This is a genomic window from Methylobacterium sp. DB0501, assembly GCF_011043735.1.
Taxonomy (GTDB): Bacteria; Pseudomonadota; Alphaproteobacteria; order Rhizobiales; family Beijerinckiaceae; genus Methylobacterium; species Methylobacterium alsaeris.
Genome location: NZ_JAAKGV010000010.1, coordinates 134,789 through 154,055, shown reverse-complemented (window position 1 = coordinate 154,055; position 19,267 = coordinate 134,789). Strand labels below are relative to the sequence as shown.

General features: G+C 71.9%; 21 protein-coding genes. 14 read left to right on the top strand and 7 right to left on the bottom strand.

Annotated features, from left to right (window positions below; genetic code table 11):
* Positions 1-32: 32 nt before the first annotated feature.
* The 3 genes from G4G93_RS16555 (at position 33) to G4G93_RS16545 (ending at position 2,607) form a co-directional block, all read left to right on the top strand.
* Positions 33-1,190, top strand: a complete 1,158-nt coding sequence (locus tag G4G93_RS16555; RefSeq protein ID WP_165085618.1) for a polysaccharide deacetylase family protein — start codon at positions 33-35, stop codon at positions 1,188-1,190.
* A gap of 35 nt (positions 1,191-1,225) precedes the next feature.
* Positions 1,226-2,314 carry a L,D-transpeptidase gene (locus tag G4G93_RS36595; protein WP_312892043.1) on the top strand — a complete coding sequence of 363 codons (1,089 nt, stop codon included), beginning with the start codon at positions 1,226-1,228 and terminating at the stop codon, positions 2,312-2,314.
* 113 nt (positions 2,315-2,427) lie between these two features.
* On the top strand, positions 2,428-2,607 hold the full coding sequence (locus G4G93_RS16545) for a hypothetical protein (protein ID WP_165085617.1): 180 nt from the start codon (positions 2,428-2,430) through the stop codon (positions 2,605-2,607).
* Positions 2,608-2,640: 33 nt separating this feature from the next.
* Here the strand turns inward: G4G93_RS16545 and G4G93_RS16540 are convergent, their stop codons facing one another.
* The 4 genes from G4G93_RS16540 to G4G93_RS16525 all read right to left on the bottom strand — a co-directional run bounded on the left by G4G93_RS16540 (position 2,641) and on the right by G4G93_RS16525 (position 5,262).
* Positions 2,641-2,838 (bottom strand): hypothetical protein, encoded by a 198-nt coding sequence (locus tag G4G93_RS16540; protein ID WP_165085616.1) that lies wholly within the window; start codon positions 2,836-2,838, stop codon positions 2,641-2,643.
* 743 nt (positions 2,839-3,581) lie between these two features.
* Complete coding sequence (locus G4G93_RS16535; RefSeq protein ID WP_165085615.1) at positions 3,582-4,148, bottom strand: hypothetical protein; 567 nt, start codon at positions 4,146-4,148, stop codon at positions 3,582-3,584.
* Positions 4,149-4,267: 119 nt separating this feature from the next.
* Entirely contained in the window at positions 4,268-4,816 is a 549-nt protein-coding gene (locus G4G93_RS35540; RefSeq protein ID WP_246736812.1) for a gene transfer agent family protein, read from the bottom strand.
* The gene (locus G4G93_RS16525) at positions 4,816-5,262 is read right to left on the bottom strand and encodes a phage tail tube protein (protein ID WP_165085614.1); all 447 of its coding nucleotides are present in this window, start codon (positions 5,260-5,262) and stop codon (positions 4,816-4,818) included. The genes G4G93_RS35540 and G4G93_RS16525 overlap by 1 nt, the downstream gene beginning before the upstream one ends.
* 173 nt (positions 5,263-5,435) lie before the next feature.
* Between G4G93_RS16525 and G4G93_RS16520 the strand changes: the two genes are divergently transcribed.
* On the top strand, positions 5,436-6,533 hold the full coding sequence (locus G4G93_RS16520; protein ID WP_165085612.1) for a GSU2403 family nucleotidyltransferase fold protein: 1,098 nt from the start codon (positions 5,436-5,438) through the stop codon (positions 6,531-6,533).
* Between the two features lie 13 nt (positions 6,534-6,546).
* Here G4G93_RS16520 and G4G93_RS16515 read toward each other — a convergent pair whose 3' ends face one another.
* The 3 genes from G4G93_RS16515 to G4G93_RS16505 form a co-directional block, all read right to left on the bottom strand.
* Positions 6,547-6,687 (bottom strand): hypothetical protein, encoded by a 141-nt coding sequence (locus tag G4G93_RS16515; RefSeq protein ID WP_165085610.1) that lies wholly within the window; start codon positions 6,685-6,687, stop codon positions 6,547-6,549.
* A gap of 150 nt (positions 6,688-6,837) precedes the next feature.
* On the bottom strand, positions 6,838-7,071 hold the full coding sequence (locus tag G4G93_RS16510) for a hypothetical protein (RefSeq protein ID WP_165085608.1): 234 nt from the start codon (positions 7,069-7,071) through the stop codon (positions 6,838-6,840).
* Between the two features lie 481 nt (positions 7,072-7,552).
* Positions 7,553-7,909, bottom strand: a complete 357-nt coding sequence (locus tag G4G93_RS16505) for a cupin domain-containing protein (RefSeq protein ID WP_165085607.1) — start codon at positions 7,907-7,909, stop codon at positions 7,553-7,555.
* Between the two features lie 338 nt (positions 7,910-8,247).
* On the opposite strand from G4G93_RS16505, the gene G4G93_RS16500 reads away from it, so the two are divergent.
* The 10 genes from G4G93_RS16500 to G4G93_RS16455 all read left to right on the top strand — a co-directional run bounded on the left by G4G93_RS16500 (position 8,248) and on the right by G4G93_RS16455 (position 19,266).
* Complete coding sequence (locus G4G93_RS16500) at positions 8,248-9,117, top strand: GNAT family N-acetyltransferase (protein ID WP_165085605.1); 870 nt, start codon at positions 8,248-8,250, stop codon at positions 9,115-9,117.
* A 193-nt stretch (positions 9,118-9,310) separates the two neighbouring features.
* Complete coding sequence (locus tag G4G93_RS16495) at positions 9,311-10,198, top strand: GNAT family N-acetyltransferase (protein ID WP_246736811.1); 888 nt, start codon at positions 9,311-9,313, stop codon at positions 10,196-10,198.
* A 167-nt stretch (positions 10,199-10,365) separates the two neighbouring features.
* Positions 10,366-11,643, top strand: a complete 1,278-nt coding sequence (locus G4G93_RS16490; RefSeq protein WP_165085604.1) for an FAD-binding oxidoreductase — start codon at positions 10,366-10,368, stop codon at positions 11,641-11,643.
* Entirely contained in the window at positions 11,640-13,097 is a 1,458-nt protein-coding gene (locus tag G4G93_RS16485) for an aldehyde dehydrogenase family protein (RefSeq protein ID WP_165085602.1), read from the top strand. Before G4G93_RS16490 ends, G4G93_RS16485 begins: the two co-directional genes overlap by 4 nt.
* A gap of 14 nt (positions 13,098-13,111) precedes the next feature.
* Positions 13,112-14,062, top strand: a complete 951-nt coding sequence (locus tag G4G93_RS16480) for an ornithine cyclodeaminase family protein (RefSeq protein WP_165085600.1) — start codon at positions 13,112-13,114, stop codon at positions 14,060-14,062.
* A gap of 228 nt (positions 14,063-14,290) precedes the next feature.
* A complete protein-coding gene (gene nikA, locus G4G93_RS16475) occupies positions 14,291-15,871 on the top strand; it encodes a nickel ABC transporter substrate-binding protein (protein ID WP_165085598.1) in 1,581 nt (526 codons plus the stop codon).
* Complete coding sequence (nikB, locus tag G4G93_RS16470) at positions 15,871-16,812, top strand: nickel ABC transporter permease subunit NikB (protein WP_165085596.1); 942 nt, start codon at positions 15,871-15,873, stop codon at positions 16,810-16,812. The genes nikA and nikB overlap by 1 nt, the downstream gene beginning before the upstream one ends.
* A complete protein-coding gene (nikC, locus tag G4G93_RS16465; RefSeq protein WP_165085594.1) occupies positions 16,809-17,648 on the top strand; it encodes a nickel ABC transporter permease subunit NikC in 840 nt (279 codons plus the stop codon). The genes nikB and nikC overlap by 4 nt, the downstream gene beginning before the upstream one ends.
* A complete protein-coding gene (locus tag G4G93_RS16460; RefSeq protein WP_395410607.1) occupies positions 17,645-18,481 on the top strand; it encodes an ATP-binding cassette domain-containing protein in 837 nt (278 codons plus the stop codon). The genes nikC and G4G93_RS16460 overlap by 4 nt, the downstream gene beginning before the upstream one ends.
* Positions 18,478-19,266 carry an ATP-binding cassette domain-containing protein gene (locus G4G93_RS16455; protein WP_165085593.1) on the top strand — a complete coding sequence of 263 codons (789 nt, stop codon included), beginning with the start codon at positions 18,478-18,480 and terminating at the stop codon, positions 19,264-19,266. Before G4G93_RS16460 ends, G4G93_RS16455 begins: the two co-directional genes overlap by 4 nt.
* Position 19,267 lies beyond the last annotated feature (1 nt).

The following is a 19,267-nucleotide window of genomic DNA, read 5'->3' as shown; positions in this document are numbered from 1 at the left end:
CGGACCGGCCGGGTAAGTGGCGGAGTTTGTTCGTGCGTTGCTTCAAGCTCCTGCTGCTGTCCGGTTTGCTGTGCGCGCCGCCCGGCCTTGCGGCAGAGGCCTGCGGACCGGCGGCGCTCGGCACGGCCCGCACTCTGGACGTGCCGTTCTCGCAAGGGCCGGTCGGGACGGCGAGCTACGGCCGCACCCTGCCGCTGGAGCGCGGCGAGGTGGTGCTGACCTTCGACGACGGGCCGCTGCCCCGGCGCACGACCGCGGTGCTCGACGCGCTCGAGGCCGAATGCGTGAAGGCGACGTTCTTCGTCGTCGGCAGCATGGTGGCGCAGTTCCCCGCCATCCTGCGCCGCACCGCCGCCAGCGGCCACACGATCGCGACCCATACCTGGTCGCACCGCTACCTCGATCGGGTCCGCAGTTCCGCGGCGCGGCGCGACCAGATCAATGGCGGGCTGGAGGCGGCCCGCACCGTCCTCACCGACAACGCGACGTCCCTGTCGCCGTTCTTCCGCTTCCCCGGCCTCGGGCACACTCCCGCCCTCGACCGCTACGCTGCCGCGCAGCGGCTGGTGCCGTTCAGCATCGACGTCGACGGCGACGACTGGAAGCGGATCGCCCCGGCGGCCGTGCTGGAGCGGGTGATGGCCCGCCTCGACGCCGCCGGGCGCGGGATCATCCTGCTGCACGACATCCAGCCCCGCACCGTCGCGATCCTGCCCGCCCTGCTGCGCCGGCTGAAGGAGCGCCGCTACCGCGTCGTCCACGTGGTGCCGGCGCCGGCCGACACGCGGGCCGCCCTCGCAGTCCTCGACGCCCCGCAGGCCCGGCCGATCCGCCTCGCCCTCGACCGCCTCGGCACCCGGATGGCCGCCTTGCGCGCGCCGGGCGGGTTCGCCCCGGTCGCCGAGGCCGGGCCGCGCGGGACCATCGCCGAGGATGCGCCGCTCGTCCTGCGGGCGGGCCTGTTCGAGGAGTCGGAGGCGCCCGCCGCTGCGCCGATCCGGGACCAGAGCCGGGCCGGCGAGGCCGTCCACATCGCCGTGGTGGCGGAACCGGGCCCGGCGCCGCGGCGCGGCTGGAGTGGGTTCGTGGTGGTCGGCGCCGCGCCGGAATCTGCCGGCCCAGGACCTGCCGGATTCCGTCCCGCCGGCTTCCGCCCCGTCGCCGCGGCGCAGGCCGCGCCCCCGCGATGATCCGCCCTCGATTTCCCGTCCGGACCCCCTGCACGATGCGACGCCTCGGCCGGCTCCTGCCCGCTCTCCTCCTCGGCGGTGCGAGTACCGCCCATGGGCCGACCGCCCATGCGATGAGCCCCGACGAGTCGCCGGTGGGCTGGTGGGCGCCGAGCCCGGCCGATTGCGCCGATCCGGCGAGCCCGCGGGCGTTCGAGATCCGGCTGAAGCCGGCGGCCGAGGCGCGGCTCGACGCGCACGACCTGCGCTGCCGGATCGACAAGGTCTCCGACACCGCGATCGGCTACCGCCTGCATATGCGCTGCTTCCGCACGGTGGAGGACCGGCGCGCCGAGACTCGCGCCGAACCCCGACAGATCGTCGTCGACGCGATCGGGCCGGTGACGATGCGGGCGGACGGGCGCCGGGTCTATCGCTGCCGCTCCCGCCCCGCCGCCGCCGTCGAGACGCCCGGCGCCATGGCCGTCGGCGAGGCGCCCGCGACCGTGCCGGCCCTGCCGCTGCCGGACGCTCCGATGCGCCTGACCGCCCTGTCCCCCGAGATCGTGCCGGGCCCGCCCGCGCCGGCTCCTACGCGCATGGCCGCGCTCCCGGCCGAGCCGCCGCCGGCCCTCGCTGGACCGGTGCCCGCCGCGCCGCCGGCGGCCCCGCCGATCCTGGCTCCCGCGCCCATCAGCCTGCCGGCGGTACGGCGCGGCAAGGTGGTCGGCTATCCGGGGGCGGAGGCGCCCGGCACCATCGTGGTCGATACCGCGGCGCGCGTCCTCTACCTCGTACGCGGCGACGGCACGGCGATTCGCTACCGGGTGGCGGTCGGCCGGCCGGGCACGGGCTGGAAGGGCGTCGAGACGGTCACCGCCAAGCAGGAATGGCCGCAATGGACGCCGACGCCGGAGATGCGGCGCAGTCGCCCCGGCCTGCCGCGCCACGTCGCCGGCGGCCCGCGCAACCCGCTCGGCGCCCGGGCGCTCTATCTCGGCTCGTCGCTCTACCGCATCCACGGCACCACCGACCCGAGCTCGATCGGTCGCGCCGCCTCGGCCGGCTGCTTCCGGATGCTCAACGACGATGTGATCGAACTCTACCGGTTCGTTCCCGTCGGCACGAAGGTGCGGGTGATCTGAGGACCGGATGATCCGAGGCGCGGGCGATGCACGGCCGGTGCGACGGCGCCGGAACGTTGGCGCGCCCCGTCGATTGCCCCGGCGGAGACGCGCAGCCTGCAGAGGAAGCACCGATGGCCGACGACACCCGCCAGGATACGGCACAACCCAACATCTCGAACGGCCCCAACGCGCGCCCGCGCGACGCGACCATCGCGCAGACCGGCCCGGGCCTACCGAACGATACCAGCCGTCCGGTCGAGATCGACGAGGACGAGGCCCGGCGGATCGAGGACCGGATCCGGTCGCTCTGAGCGGCAGCCCGTTACGCCGCGGCCGACGAAGCCTCAGACCGGCATCTCGAACGTCACCCCGACCCGTCCCGGCCGCCGCCACGTCACCCGGCAGCGGCGCATCACGAATTCCCCGGCGATGGCCAACGTGAGCGCGTCCGGCACCACCGCCCCGGCCGGCACGACGAGCGTGGCACCGGCAGCCGTCAGGCGCGCGACCCGGCATTCCAGGGCGGGGGAGGGCGGCGACACGATGATCTCACCCCGCGATCCGGGAAGCCCGTCCGGCTGTGCGGGGGAAAAATTCATAGACTGGCCTCACCTCACCCGGAAGAACGCATATTGCTCAAAATAGGCGTTCTTTCCCAGCGGAAATCGATCAAGGGCTCTAGGCTGTTGGGCCTAGGACTTCAGTCGGCGAGGGCATCATGGAGCGGACGCGGGGAGCGCGTTTCCGTATCCGATCGAACGGCCCGCATCCCCGCTGCCCGAGCGATGAGCAAGCCCGGCCGGAACCATCGCCCCTGGGCTCACGTTGACAGGACAGCAGCGGATTCCCCAATCCCCGACGACAGCCGCCCGCCGAGGTCCTAACCCTCAGGTGGGCGTTCTGCTGCTTACGGTGAATGAACCGCCCGCGCCGGCCTCCATTTGGGACCGCACGGTCCCGAGGCCCGTCGAACAGCGAGACCGGTCAGCACGCCGGCAGAGTCCGGCCCGCCCCCGCGTCGGACCGTTGCCCGCGCGACGCCCCTCCGTGTATCGGGCTGCCGGCTCCTCTTCCGGGGTTTCGAGCACGTGCCTCGAACCGGTCGATCCCTCAATGGTGCAGCCCTGTCGCATCACCCGCAACGAGGTCGACGATCGGGACGTGGATGATGTCGCGGCCGTCGCTGCTCTCGACCACCAGCACGCCATCCGTCCACGTCACCGTGCGGTCGCCGAGGGTGAGAAGCGCCTCGACGAGCTGATGTGCTTTTTCCAGGGCCGCCTGTTCATCGGCGAGACCGATCCAGGCTCCTTCCCGAAGAGTCTGCCCGTAGATGCTTAGACTGAAGCGATAGCGCGGCATAAATCGGAGGCGCCCCAGACACGATGTGGCGTCTTCTATGATCTAGGGTATCGGGCCGAGCAACTGGACGGGGAATGAGATTGGGGCGATTTTTCGATGTTTGGGACGCTCGGTCAAGTCTGCGAGACGCCCTGACGCGCTTGGGCACGATCCCTCCGATCGCGCCTGAGCCGCTCCGGCTGCCGGCGGTGAGTGAGGTGGTGATCGCCGCGCTTGCCACGTTGGTCTGGCCGGCGGCGCGGGCGACGGCGCTGCCCTCGGTGTCGTTGGCGGCCTTCAGGCCGGCGGCGGTCATCGCCGCATAGTCGTCGCCCACCGCCCGGGCGACCTTGGCGACCGCCTGGCCGTAGCCGCTCTGGGCCTGCGTGTCCTTGTTGAGCGCCGTCGAGACCAGCCCGACATCGGCGACCACCGAGGCCGCGAGGTTGGTCAGGCCGGCCTTGGCGGAGGAGATGTCGGTGCCGAAGCGGATCTTCAGCGGCTCGCTCATACCGGCGCCCTCCTGTGCTAGGCAGATTTTGCAAAGGTGGCGACCAGTTTTGCGACAAAAATCCGCGACGAAACAAGAACCCAAGCGGACGAAGCGTTAGCCTGCCAACGCAAGTCTGCTTAGGCTCTTCGGTGCTCGGCGAGCGCCGTCATGAACACGTCGAGGCTCGGTATCGGCGCCTCCTCCTCGCCGCCGTGGACGCGGCGAAAGCCCTCGATCATCGCCGGCATCTCCGGCAGCGTGAGGGCGTCGACCGCCAGGGGCGTCAGGCCCATCATGCCGCCGGCGCGGTGCCAGACGGTAGAGGTCGCCGGGGCGTCGCTCCCCTCCGTCACCCCGTTTCCCTCCGGCTCCACCCCGGCCACCGTGGCCGAGAGCAGGTCCGCGGCGAGCTGGAGGTGGGTGGCCAGCGGCTGCTGGTCGAAGTTGAAGCGCATCAGCGTCTCGGCCCCGGCCGGGGCCTCGCCGCCGCCGATCAGCCCGAGGCGGATCGTCTCGCGCAGGTCGGCGGCGTAGAAGCGGTGGCCGGCCAGCCTGAGCTGGATCTCGCCGATGCCGGCGGTGCAGATCCGCTCCAGCTCGCCGATGCAGCCCAGGGTGAGCTGCAGCTTGCGGCGGCTGCCGCCGAAGGCGGCGTAGATTGCGGTGCGGGAGGTGTCGGGCGCCATCAGCTCGCCGCCGTCCAGGCCAGCGGGCCTTCGCCGCGCAGCTGGCCGCTGAACTTCGCCACGCCGTTATCCTGCGAGGAGAGCTTCAGGTTCTCGAACCACACCGCGCCGTCCCAGCGCCCGCCGCCGGCCGCCGCGGCCTTGGCGACCAGGACCTGGACGTAGGTGGGCAGGTCGGCGGTCGCGGCGGCCTGGAGGATGCGGAAGCCCTTGGCGTCGGCGATGCCGGAGAACGAGGTGTTCCAGGCCCGGGCCTTGAGGAAGGAGCGCCGGCTCGGCACCTGGTCGGGGGCGTCGGCCTCCGGCACGGTGGCGTCGTCGAACTCGTTGACCCACTCGATCTCCTTGGTGGTGATCATCGCCACGAAGTCGGGGGTGGTGTCGGCGGCGGAGTCCTTGAGCAGGACGCGCAGGTCCTTGCCGCCGAAGGGGACGGTCTGGGGCATCGGGTGCTTTCCGGTGAGGGGAGTGGCTCGTCGTGCCGACCGGGCGGGCCCGGGGTCGTACGGGACAGATGACGGCCTTGTTACCAAATCGAGATTTTTGGTAACAAAGCGCTGGCTGGGTCTGGGCTGACCTGTTACCAATCACCGTAGTTTGGTAACAAGGTCGTCGGTTCGTGCGCGCGCTCTCCCACCTCGATCAGGTCGCCTTCGCGGACCTGTGCTCGAAGGCCTTCGACGCTCAGTTCGACCAGCGTTTTCCTGCGAACGGCAACTTCGTCAGGCAGAAGCGCGGCAATAAGGAGTATTTCTACTACAAGGGCTACGAGCGTGCGGCCGATGGCGTACCCGGCAAGCACAAGCTCATCTATGTCGGGCCCGCCGATGACCCGGAGGTGCAGCGGCGCGTCGAGAATTTCGGGCGCAACAAGGACCTCTATCGGACCCGGCGCGAGCTGGCCGGCAAGCTCCGGCATTCCGGCCTGCCGGCACCGTCTCCGATCGAGGGCAGGATCCTGGAGGCCTTCGCCAGCGTCGATGCCTGGAGCAGGGTCGTGCTCGTCGGCACGCTGGCCTACCAGAGCTACAGCGGTCCCCTGGCCGCCCTGCTGGGGGAGGCCGAGTACCGGACGCAGGACGCGGATTTCGCCGAGTTCTTCGTTCCCGCTGTCCAGGACATGATCGACCTGCCCGCGCTGCTGCAGACGGTCGACCCGACCTTCGAGCCGGTGTTCCATCCGGCCGAGGCCACGGTACCGGTCGGGTTCCGCAACCGGATGGGCTACAAGGTCGAGCTGCTGGTTCCGTCCAAGGGCGGCGCGAGCGCGGTCTATCCGTCCCGCGTCATGGCGAACATGGGAGCCCAGGCGCTCAAGTACCTGGAGTTCCTGGTCAAGGATCCGGTCCGGTCGGTCGCCCTCTACGATGCCGGGATCCCCGTCATGGTGCCCGCGCCCGAGCGCTTCGCCGTCCACAAGCTCATCGTGACCTGCCTGCGCGCGAGCCACGACCAGGCCAAGGTCGCCAAGGACATCGCCCAGTGCGGCGCGATCATCGACGCCAAGCGGCTCGCCGGCATGACGATCGACCTCGGCCTGGCTTGGACGGACGCGCACGGCCGCGGGCCGAAATGGCGCAGGTTCCTCGCCCTCGGCGCCGCGCGGCTCTCCGACGACCGAAGGGCGGCCCTGGAGGAGGGGATCCGCAAGCTGGCGCAGGTCGAAGGCAAGGATCCGGCCCCCCTCATTCCCTGGCTCGCGCGTCCGGGCGGGTAGCCCGGCCGGCGCGTCATCCATCCAGCATCACGGCGGCGACGTCGAAGAACACCGCCTTCACGGTGAGTGGGGTGATCACGTCGCCGGCCTGGCGCACGCTCAAGCGGTCGTAGAACCCGCCCTCGGCCGGCTCGACCCCCTCGACCGCCCGCATGCCCGCCCGGGCGAGGCTCCAGGCCTGGTCGCGGTCGAAGGCCGCTTACCTCGAGGCGCGTCGCGTTGAGCGGCCCGGCGAACATCCACGGCAGGTCCGGCTCGCCGTCCGCCGGCACGTCGTCGTAGATCTTCCCGCCCACCACCGCGCTCACCGCCGGCGTCGCCCGCAGGCGCTCCAGCACCGCTGCCCGCCCCAGACGCCGCCGACCTCGGTGGTCTCGATGCCGGAAGAGAGCCGTCCGGTGTCCTGCGGGACCCGGGCATGGGCGCGCTCCACGATGTCCCCGGCCGCCTGCCGGTCGAGGACGCGGCTGGCGAGGTGCAGGCCCATCCGGGTCAGGCCGGTGACCAGGGCCGACAGCATCGTCACGGCCGTGGCCATTCCTCCTCGTTCGGTCCGTCGGGAGCAAGTCGCGCCCTACTACGACCTTTGCTGACTTCGCGCTCCGGCTCGACGCCGTCGCCCTTTCAGACGCGAGGCGAGATCTCCCCAGGTAAGAGCACGTTCCGTCCCTGCACGACCGCCGGATCTACGCCGCCTCGCTTTGATCACGAGAGCTTCGCGGCTGTTTGCCCGCTCGCCCTGCTCGGCATCGCCTTCTATCCGGTTCTTGTTCATCGGCCCGCAGGTTCGCTCCACGCTTCCTCTCCACGGTCGGTCACCCTTCCGCAGTTGCGCTTCATTCCGCTCGCCGTGACCGGCTCACGGAGGGGCTTCCACCCTCAAGAACGCGCTCCATGCTGGGCGCACAAACGAAAAGGCGGCCTCTCGGCCGCCTCGACGAAGGTAATCCGGCTCACGGGGAAACCGGCGCGTCCCATCTACATTCGCTCCCGCACCGCGCGCGGGGGCGCGACCACGATCACTCGTAGACGCAGACGTAGATCTTGCGGACGGTCTCGATCGTGCGCCAGATGCCGACGAAGCCGGGCTTCATGACGAAGCTGTCGCCGGCCCTGTAGGTCTTGGTCTCGCCGCCCTTCTCCTCGATCTCGACCAAGCCGAAGAGGATATGGCAGAATTCGAAGGTCGTGCCCTTGATGGAGTGAGTCTCGCCCGGCGTCGCTTCCCAGACGCCGCTCTTGATCATCCCATCGCGGGACTCGTCCTGCGCCCAGGTCTTGAACTCCGGCGCGCCGGCGATCAGGCGCTCGGGCAGGGGCAGGCCCGGCTTCGGTGCGAAGGTCGGGTCGGTGTCGATGGTGATGAGGAGGGACATACCGGTTTCCTTGGGCGTGAGGACCGCGACCCGCGGCGTTTGCCGATCGGCGTCGATGCGGGGCGGCCGCGAGCCGTAAAAGGCGGCCGTGGAGGATCGTGAGGCGACGCTGGCGGCGCGGCGGTCGCCGGCCTCCATCGGAACCGGCTCGAGGATAGAGGCGCGGAGACCGGCATTCCTGCCGTAGAGCGGGGGAGTTCGGTCGAAAATTCCGAAAACCGCCCGATCCTCGGCAGAAACCGCGGACGGGCCCGGGGCATCTTGTGGGGAATGGCGAGGCGGTGGTGCGGCCCGGATCGGGGGCTGCGCCGGCCGCTTGGGAAGAGGATGCGGTGACGATGTCCCAGAGCACGATGCGCCTGCAATCCTTCGACCTCGCCTCGCAGGATATCGCCTCCGTCGACGTGGACGCGCTCCACGGGTTGTCCCTCGGCGTCGAATGGCCCCATCGCGCGGCCGATTGGGAGTTCCTGCGCAGGGTCGGCCACGGCTTCGTCGCGCTCGACGAGATCGGCCGCGTGTTCAGCTCGGCGATGTGGTTTCCCTACGGCGCGGATTGCGCGACGATCGGGATGGTCATCACCTCGCCGCGGGTGCAGACCCATGGCGGCGGGCGCTGGATGATGGAAGGCATCCTCCGGCAATGCGGCGAGCGCCGCCTGATCCTGAACGCCACCCGCGCCGCCTACAGCCTCTACGTCTCGCTCGGCTTCGCGCCGCAGGCGACGGTGTACCAGTGCCAGGGCTACGCGCGGCCGGTCGTGCCGCAGGGCGACCCGGTCGAGACGATCGAGGCTGTCGGCCTCGCCGAGGTCGCGGCCCTGGATGCGGCAGCGTTCGGTGCCGACCGGTCCGCCCTCATGGCGCAGCTCGCCCTAGTCTCCGAGATCCGCGGCCTGCGGCGCGGCGGGCGCCTCGTCGGCTACGCCATGCGCCGCCCGTTCGGGCGCGGCCAGGTGATCGGGCCGGTCGTCGCCGAGAGCGAGGACGAGGCGGTGCGGCTCGTCACCGCGCTCCTGGCCGGTCTCGACGGCCAGTTCGTCCGCCTCGACACGCGGCAGGCGGGCGGCGCGCTCCGCGCCTTCCTGCACGCTGCCGGCCTGCCCCTGCACGACACCGTGACGACGATGACCCGCGGCGCGCCGCTGCCCAAGGTCGAGCCCGGATCCCCTGGCACCTACGCCCTGGCGGCGCATGCGCTGAGCTAAGCAGATCTCGCAAAAATGGTTGCCGGTTTTGCGACAGAAATCTGCGACGACACAATAAACTGAGCGAACGTAGCGTCGGACTGCCAACGCAAGTCGCTTAGTCAGACCGGGATCTTCGATTTTGCTGCATGGGTTTCGACCGAGCGGGGTCCGCTTCGTCGAAGACCATGCCCTCCGCCTTCGCCCGACCGACATGAAGCCCGTTCCCGCCATGGAAGCCGCCACCCTCCCGGATCGTCGGAGCCGGACCGATCCCGTCGCCCTGGTGCCGTTCGCGCCCGCCCATCGCGACGGCGCCCTGGCGCTGTCGCGGGAAATGTCCTGGCCCTACCGGATCGAGGATTGGGACTTCGCGCTGCAGCTCGGCCGGGGCTTCGTGCTCGAGTGCGACGGCGCGGTGATCGGGACCGCGGCGTGCTTTCCCTACGGCGAGAGCCACGCGACCGTCGGCATGATCATCGTCGCGAAGGCCGCGCAGGGGCGGGGCTACGGGACGCGGCTGATGCAGGCGCTGCTCATGGAAGCCGGGCCGCGCAGCATCCTGCTCAACTCGACGGCGGAGGGCTGCGCCCTCTACGAGCGCTACGGCTTCGTGCCGGTCGGCACCCTCCTTCAGCACCAGGGCGGGTACACGGCCCGGGCCGCCGTCGTGCCGGACGACCGCGTCCGGGCGCTGGCCCCGGCCGATCTCGATGCCGTCCTGCGCCTCGACCGGGCGGCGACCGGCCTCGACCGGCGCCCCCTCGTCGAACGCCTCGCCGTGTCCGGCGAGGGCTACGTGCTCCTGCGCGACGGCCTGCCTGCCGGCTACGCGATCGCGCGCCTGTTCGGCCGCGGCCACGTCGTCGGGCCCGTAGTCGCCGAGGGCGTCCCCGAGGCGCGCAGCCTCATCGAGGCCGCGCTCGCGCGCCTCGACGGCCGCTTCGTGCGGATCGACACCGCCGCCGAATCGGGGCTGTCGTCCTGGCTTGCCGCGCTCGGCCTGCCGCAGGTCGGCGACGCCCTCACCATGGTGCGCGGCACCCGGCCGCCCGCCGGCCCGACGCGCGTCTTCGCGCTCTCCAACCAGTCGCTCAACTGATGCGACCCGACCGATCCGGCCGGCGCGCGCCGGCCTGAGCGCCCGATAACCGGCCGGACCTCTCGCCGGGCCGGCCATCGTCTCGACGAAACCTGCCGAGGGTGGAGGGCGCCGCTTTCCGCTCCGGGCCGTCGCGCCCGTTCGGCACCGAGGAACCCGGAGCCGCCATGAAGCTCACTTCCTACTGGCTCGACACGTCGATGCCGTTCGCGAGCGGTGCCGCCGGCCCGGTCGAGGGCACCTGCGACGTCGCGGTGATCGGCGGCGGGCTCACCGGCGCCTCCGCTGCCCTGGCGCTGGCCAAGAAGGGCGCCCGCGTGGTGTTGCTCGAGGCCGAGACGATCGGCAACGCCGCCTCGGGCCGCAACGGCGGCATGTGCAACAACGGCTTCGCGCAGGATTACGGCCTGCTCTCGGCCAGGCTCGGCCGCGATGTCGCCAACACGCTCTACCGTGCCTTCGATGCCGGGGTGGACACGGTCGAGCGCCTCGTCCGGGAGGAGGGCATCGATTGCAGCTTCGCCCGCGTCGGCAAGATCAAGCTGGCGGCGAAGCCCGAGCACTACGACAGGCTGGCGCGCAGCCAGGAGCTGCTCGCCGCCAACGTCGATCCCGACACCGAGATGGTGGACCGCGCCGGACTGTCCGCCGAGATCGGCTCGACGCGCTATCACGGCGGCCTGATCTACCGGAAGAGCGCCGGGATGCATGTCGGGCGCTTCGTGCGCGGCCTCGGCGAGGCCGCCGCCCGCCGCGGCGTCGCGGTCCACGAGCGCACGCCGATGACGAGCCTGAAGCCTGCCCCAGAAGGCGGCCATCTCGTCGGCACGCCGAAGGGCACGGTGCGCGCCAAGCAGGTCCTGCTTGCCAGCGGCACCTCCCAGACCGGCCCCCTCGGCTGGGTGCGCCGGCGCGTCGTGCCGGTCGGCGCCTTCCTGATCGTCACCGAGCCGCTGCCGGTGGCGATGCTCGATCGCCTGACGCCGCGCCGGCGGATGGCGGTCGATACCAAGAACCTCGTCAACTACTTCCGCACCACGCCGGACAACCGGCTGCTGTTCGGCGGGCGGGCCCGCTTCGCCGTCTCCAACCCGGCCTCGGACGAGAAGAGCGGCGCGATCCTGCGCGCCGCCCTGCACGACGTCTTTCCCGAGCTGACCGACATGCGCCTCGATTACTGCTGGGGCGGCATGGTCGACATGACCCGCGACCGGCTTCCCCGGGCCGGCGAGCGGAACGGCATCTACTATTCCATGGGCTACAGCGGCCACGGCACCCAGATGTCGACCCTGATGGGCACCATCATGGCCGAGGTCATGGACGGCCGCGCCGAGCTGAACCCCTGGAAGGACTTCGCCTGGCCGGCGATTCCCGGCCATGTCGGCCCGCCCTGGTTCCTGCCGCTCGTCGGCGCCTATTACCGTCTCAAGGACCGCTTCCAATGACCGACCCTATCCGGCACCTGACCGAGGCCGGGCGCCTCGGCCGCTTCTACGTCGACGGGGCGTGGCGGGACCCGGCGGGTCGCGAGCGCGCGGCCGTCGTCAACCCGGCGACCGAGGCGGCCATCGCCGAGATCGCGCTGGGCGACACCGCCGACGTCGAGGCCGCGGTCGCTGCGGCGCGTCGCGCCTTCCCGGCCTGGTCGCAGACGACGCCGTCCGAGCGCGCCGCCCTGCTCGACCGCGTCCACGCCCTCGTGCTCGAGCGGCTGGAACTGTTCGCGCAGGCCCTGACGGCCGAGATGGGCGCCGCCATCGCGTATGCCCGCACGGCGCAGGTGCCGCTCGCCGCCGCGCATCTCCGGGTCGCCCGCGACAACCTCGCGACCTTCCCGTTCCTGTCGCAGCGCGGCACCACCGCCATCGCCCGCGAGGCGATCGGCGTCTGCGCGCTGATCACGCCCTGGAACTGGCCGCTCTACCAGATCACCGCCAAGGTCGGCCCGGCGCTCGCCGCCGGCTGCACGGTCGTGCTGAAGCCGAGTGAATTGTCCCCCTTGAGCGCGCTGCTCTTCGCCGAGGTGATGCACGAGGCCGGCTGCCCGGCGGGCGTGTTCAACCTCGTCAACGGCACCGGGCCGGTGGTCGGCGCGGCGCTCGCCACCCATCCCGAGGTCGACATGATCTCGATCACCGGCTCGACCCGGGCCGGCGTGCTGGTCGCCCAGGCGGCGGCCCCCACGGTCAAGCGCGTCGCCCAGGAACTCGGCGGCAAGTCGCCGAACGTGGTGCTGCCGGATGCCGATCTGGCCCGCTGCATCCCGCTCGGCGTCGCGGCGGCGATGCGCAACCTCGGCCAGTCCTGCAGCGCGCCGACCCGGATGATCGTCCCCCGCGACCGTCTCGCCGAGGTCGAGGCCCTGGCGAAGGCGGCCGCGACCGGGTTCCTGGTCGGCGACCCCTTGAGCGAGGAGACCACCCACGGCCCGATCGCCAACCGGGCGCAGTTCGACCGCATCCAGCGGATGATCCGGGTCGGCATCGAGGAGGGCGCCAAGCTCGTCACCGGCGGCCCCGGCCTGCCCGAGGGCTGCGAGGGCGGCCTGTTCGCCCGTCCGACCGTGTTCTCCGAGGTGCGCCCCGACATGGCGATCGCGCAGGAAGAGATCTTCGGGCCGGTCCTCGCCATCCTGCCCTACGACACCGTCGAGGAGGCGGTCGCGATCGCCAACGACACGATCTACGGCCTCGGCGCCCACGTCCACGGCGTCGACCTCGACCAGGCGCGCCGGGTGGCCTCGCGGATCCGCGCCGGCCAGGTGCATCTCAACGCCCCCGACTGGGACCCGCAGGCGCCGTTCGGCGGCTACAAGCAATCGGGCAACGGCCGGGAATACGGCCGCGAGGGCATGGAGGAGTACCTGGAGACCAAGGCGATCCTCGGGTTCTATCGGTAGGAGTTGAGACGATCATGGTCACGTTCATCCCGGAACACCTGTCGTCGCGGCTGATCTCGCACGAAGCCGCCTTCGAGCCGATCCGGAGGTCGCTGGTCGCGGCCTCCTCCGACGCGGCGCGCGTCTACCCGGCGGTCATCGCCTTCGCGTCGGACCCGCGCGACCGGTTCTCGATCAAGTCGGGGGCCACGGCGGAGCTCGCGGGGCTCAAGGTCGGAGCCTTCTGGCACAACAATCCCGCCCGGGGCCTGCCGCGCCACAACTCGACGATCCTGCTGATCGACCAGGATTGCGGGCGGATCGGCGCGGTGGTCGAGGCCGCCGCCGCCAACGCCTACCGCACCGCCGCCGCCGACGCGGTGGCCGCCAAGGCCCTCGCCCGGCCCGACAGCGAGACGCTCGCGATCTTCGGCGCCGGCAACCAGGCCCTCTACGAGGTCGGCGCGCTCGCCCGCATCCTGCCGCTCCGGCGCCTCCACGTCGTGGCCCGGGACCCCGCCAGGGCCGAGGGCTTCGCCGCCCGGCTGGTGGAGCAGGGCGTTTCCCTCGACGTCCGGGTCTCGGAGCCCGAGGAGGCCTGCCGCGCCGCCGACGTGATCGTCACCGCGACGCCGTCGCAGGCGCCGCTCTTCGCCGCGGAGTGGGTGCGCCCCGGCACCCACGTCGCCGGCATGGGCTCGGACGGGCGCGGCAAGCAGGAATTGCCGGTGGACCTCTACGAGCGGGCGCGGCTGTTCTGCGACCTGCCCGCGCAGTCGGTCGAGATCGGCGAGTTCCAGTACGTCCGCGAGCGGATCGAGAGCGGCGCGCTGACGCTCACGGCGATCGGTGCCGTGCTCGAGGGGCGTGCACCCGGCCGCACCAGCCCCGACGAGATCACGGTCTTCGACAGTTCGGGGATCGCGCTGCAGGATCTGTATATCGGGCAGTACCTGCTGGAGGCGGCCAAGGCAGACGCCGAGTAGAGCTTTTCCCTTTCAGGCACCGCCCTTTCCCGGACGACTGGAACGAACTGGAAGGAGATCCGGGCAGGGGGGTGAGAGGTAGAGGCGCTCGACCCTGTGGCTGTCGGCGACCTGGGCTCGCCGAGCCGACCGGAGCCGGTCAGCGGCCGATCGCCACTGGCCCTGCCCGGCCCGCTCCCGTACAGAGCGTAAGAGCTTTTCTTGCGTTCCTCATACCGGGGCGGCCCGATGTCCAAGCTGGCGAGCCTCGCCGTCGCCGTCGTCATGGCCTGCGCCGTCGCCCCGGCGGCCGGCCAGCAGCTGACCTATTCCTGGCCGACCAATGTCGGGCCGCTGAACCCCCACCTCTATGCGCCGAACCAGATGTTCGCCCAGGCGAGCGTCTACGAGCCGCTGGTGCGGTACCGCGCCGACGGCACGATCGAGCCCTGGCTCGCGACCGCCTGGACGGTCTCACCGGACGGGCGCACCTACGACTTCATCTTGCGCCCGGGCGTCACCTTCAGCGATGGCACGCCGTTCGACGCCGCCGCCGTGAAGGCGAATTTCGACGCCATCCTCGCCAACCGCGCCCGCCACGAGTGGCTCGACCTCACCCGGCAGATCGACCGCGCCGAGATCGCCGGTCCCCTGGCCTTCCGCCTGGTGCTCAAGGCGCCCCACGATCCGACGCTCCGGGAACTCGCGCTGCCGCGCCCGTTCCGCTTCCTCTCGCCGGCGGCGATGGGGGAGGGCGGCACCACGGCCTCCGGCATCAAGGCGCCGGTCGGTACCGGGCCATGGCGCCTCGTCGAGACGCGGCTCGGCATCTCCGACACCTTCGCGGCCAACCCGACCTATTGGGGCGGCAAGCCGGCCTTCGCGCGCCTCGTCGTCAAGGTGATCCCTGATCCCAACACCCGCGCCATCGCGCTCCAGACCGGCGAGATCGATCTCGTCTACGGCGCCGCCGGGCAGATTCCGTCGGAAGCCTTCCTGCGCCTGCGCGACCAGGCGCCGGCCGTCTCGGGCGCGGTCTCGGCGCCGCTCGCCACGAGGGTGCTGGCGCTCAACTCCGCCCGCGCCCCGACCGACGATCGCGCCGTGCGGCTCGCGATCAACCGCGCGGTCGACAAGGACACCCTGGTGCGGACCGTCCTCGACGGCCTCGAACCCCGGGCCGATTTCCTGTTCGCGCCGAGCGTCCCCGATGCCGATGCCGGTCTCACCCCCCACGGCTTCGACCGGGCGGCGGCGAACCGGCTCCTCGACGAGGCCGGCTGGGCGCGCGGGACCGACGGCATGCGGGCGAAGGGCGGACGCCCCCTCGCCGTCGAACTCGACTTCGTCGGCACCAACGCCCAGCAGAAGGCGATCGCCGAGGTGATCCAGGCCGACCTCGCCCGGATCGGCATCGCCGTCCGCCTCGTCGGCGAGGAGGAGAGCGCGATCCTCGCCCGCCAGAAGGACGGCCGCTTCGGCCTGATCTTCGGCGAGACCTGGGGCCCGCCCTACGATCCCGCCTCCTTCCTCAGCGCGATGCGGGCGCCCTCGCACGCCGATTACCAGGCCCAGAGGGGCCTGCCCGAGAAGCCGGAGATCGACGCCACCATCACGGCGATCCTCGCCGCCGCCGACCCGGCCGAGCGCAAGCGCCTCACCGCCGGGCTCCTGACGGCCTTGCACGAATCGGCCGTGTACCTGCCGATTTCCCATGCGGTCGCGATCGAGGTCCACCGTTCCGCAATCGCCGGCGTGGGGTTCGGCGCGACCCTGAACGAGATCCCGTTCGCCGCGATGCGGCCGGCCTCGGACCGGGCCGACCGCTGATGCTGCGCTTCGTCCTCGCGCGGCTCGCGCTGGTTCCGCCGATGCTGCTCGGCGTCTCGCTCCTGGTCTTCGTGGTGCTGCGGCTCGGGCCCGGCGATCCGGCGCTCGACTACCTGCGCCTGTCGCAGGTGCCGCCGACCGACGCCGCCCTGGCGGATGCCCGGGCGATGCTCGGCCTCGACCGTCCCTTCGCGGTCCAGTACCTCGACTGGCTGTGGCGGGCGCTGCAGGGCGATTTCGGCCTCTCCTATGCGACCCGCCGGCCGGTCCTGCCGGACCTGCTCGGCTATCTCCCGGCCACCCTCGAACTCGCCGGCACGGCCCTCGTCGTCAGCCTCGCCTTGAGCCTGCCGCTGGGCGCCTGGGCGGCCGGGCATCGCGGGGGCTGGCAGGACCGGCTGGTGCGCGGCATCGCGGTGCTCGGCGTCTCGCTGCCGAATTTCTGGGTCGCCTTCCTGCTCGTCGTCACCTTCTCGGTGACCCTGGGGTGGCTGCCGCCGATGGGAAGCGGCACCATCGCCCACCTCGTCATGCCGGCGCTCGCCATCGGCCTGATGTCGCTCTCGGTCAACGCCCGGCTCCTGCGGGCGAGCATGCTGGAGGCGGGGGCCGGGCGCCACGTGCTCTATGCGCGGCTGCGCGGCCTCTCGGAGCGCGCGGTGACCCGCCGCCATGTCTTCCGCAACGCCCTCGTGCCCGTCGTCACCGCGATCGGCATGCATGCCGGCGAATTGCTCGGCGGGGCGCTCGTCGTCGAGACGATCTTCTCCTGGCCGGGCATCGGCCGCTACGCGGTCTCGGCGATCTTCGACCGCGACTATCCGGTGATCCAGTGCTTCACCCTGGTGATGACGGTGGTGTTCGTGCTCTGCAACCTCGCGGTCGACATCGCCTATGCCTGGCTCGACCCGCGCATCCGTCTCGGGGACGACGCCGCATGATCGCCGCCAGCTCGGCCAACCGGTCCGGATCCGTGGCGGTGGCCGGCGCGCTCGCCGCCGGCTTCGTGCTGCTGGCCCTCGCCGGGCCGCTCCTCGCCCCGCACGATCCGCTGGCGGTCGACCTCGCCCGCCGCTTCGAGGCGCCGAACCTCGTGCATCTCCTCGGCACCGACCATCTCGGGCGCGACATCCTCTCGCGGCTGATCGTCGGGGCGCGCACCACCCTCGGCTCGGTCCTCGTCGTGCTCGCCCTGGTGCTGGGCCTAGGCCTCTCGGTCGGCGGGCTCGCCGGCATGGTCGGCGGCCGGCTCGACGCAGGTCTGATGCGTCTCTGCGACGTCTTCCTCACCGTGCCGACCTTCGTGCTGGCCCTGTTCATGATCGGCGCGCTCGGCACCGGGCTCGTCAACGTCGTGATGGCGATCGTGCTGTCGCATTGGGCCTGGTACGCGCGGATCGTGCGCGGCCTGGTTCTGGAGCTGAAGACCCGCGACTACGTGCTGGCCGCCCGGATCGCCGGGGCCCCGCCGCTCGCGATCTTCGTCGAGCACGTCCTGCCGGGCGTGGTGCCGCCGCTGGCGGCGCTCGCCACCCTGGATATCGGCCACATGGCGCTCCACGTCGCCGGACTGTCCTTCCTGGGCCTCGGCGTACAGCCGCCGACGCCGGAATGGGGCGTGATGATCAACGACGCCCGCGCCTTCTTCTGGACCCGGCCGCTCCTGGTCGTCTGGCCGGGCCTGGCGATCGCGCTCGCCGTGCTGGCCTTCAACCGCCTCGGCGACGGCTTGCGCGACCGCCTCGACCCGACGCTGATCGCGGAGCGCGGCCTGTGAGCGCCAAGGTTCTCCAGGGCAAGGTTCTCCAGGCCGAGGTTCTCCAGGCCAAGATTCTCAGGGCAGAGGGCCTGTCGGTCGAGACGTGGCGCACGACGTGGCGCGGCCGCGAGCCCGTGCCCCTGGTGCGGGGCGTGGATCTCGACATCCGGACCGGCGAGGTCCTGGCCCTCGTCGGGGCGAGCGGGTCCGGCAAGTCGCTGGCCTGCGCCGCCCTCCTCGACGTGCTGCCGCCCGGCACCCGGCGCACGGGCGGGCGGATCCTGCTCGACGGCGCGCAGGCCGAGCCCGCGGCGTTGCGCGGCCGGGCCGTCGCCAGCGTGCTCCAGGCGCCGCGCACCGCCTTCAACCCCCTGCGCACCATCGGCGGCCACGCGACCGAGGACCCCGGCAAGCCCGGCCGGATCGCCATGGCCGAGGCCTTCGCGGCGGTCGGGCTCGGCGACGATCCGCGCGTGCCCGACCTCTACCCGTTCCAGATGTCCGGCGGCATGCTGCAGCGGGCGATGATCGCGCTGGCGCTCATGTCCCGGGCGCCGTTCCTGGTCGCCGACGAGCCGACCACCGATCTCGACCTCGTGGCTCAGGCGCGCATCCTCGACCTGCTCGCCGGGCTGGTGCGGGCGCGGGGCCTCGGCCTCCTGATCGTGACCCACGATCTCGGCGTGGTCGCCCGCCTCGCCGACCGGGTGGCCGTGATGGAGGCCGGCCGGATCGTCGAGACCGCACCGGCCGCGTCGCTCTTCGCCACCCCGCGCGAGCCGGCGACGCGGGCGCTCCTCGCCGCCCATCGCGCCCTGCACGCGGTGCCGGCGGCGGAGGCGGTCGCATGACCCCGCTTCTCGCCGCGCGCGGCCTCGGCAAGGCCTATGCCCGAGCGGGCTGGCGGCGGGGCGCGCCCCGTACGGTGCTGTCCGGGATCGACCTCGCGATCGGCGAGGGCGAGTGCGTCGCCCTGATCGGCCGCAGCGGCTCCGGGAAGAGCACGCTCGCCCGCCTGCTGATGGGGCTCGAAGACCCCGACGGGGGCGCGGTGCTGTTTCGCGGTGCGCCCCTCGCCGGTCTCGATCGCGGGGGGGCGAAGATCTTCCGGGCGGCGGTCCAGATGGTGTTGCAGGATCCCCTCTCGGCGGTGAACCCTCGCCATGGCGTCGGGCGGATCCTCGCCGAGCCGTTGCGCCACCTGACCGATCTGACGGCCGCCGCGCGGCAGGCCAGGATCTCGGACGTGCTCGACGCGGTCGGCCTCGATCCCGACGCGGCCGACCGGCTGCCCGGCCAGCTCTCCGGCGGCCAAGTGCAGCGGATCGGCCTCGCCCGGGCGCTGGCGACGCGGCCGGCCCTCGTGATCCTCGACGAGGCGGTGTCGAATCTCGACGCGCCGCGCCAGGTCGATCTCCTCGACCGCCTGGCGTCCCTGCGCCGCCAGGACGGTACCGCCTTCCTGCTCATCACCCACGACATCCGCCTCGCGCGCCGTTTCGCCGACCGGGTCGTGGTGCTGAGCGAGGGCCGGATCGTCGATTCCTCGGCGTGCCGGCCGGGCCTCGCCCTGTCGCACCCGGCGGCGCGGGAACTCCTCGACGCCGTCCTGCCGGCCGCTCCAGGGGGGCTTTGAG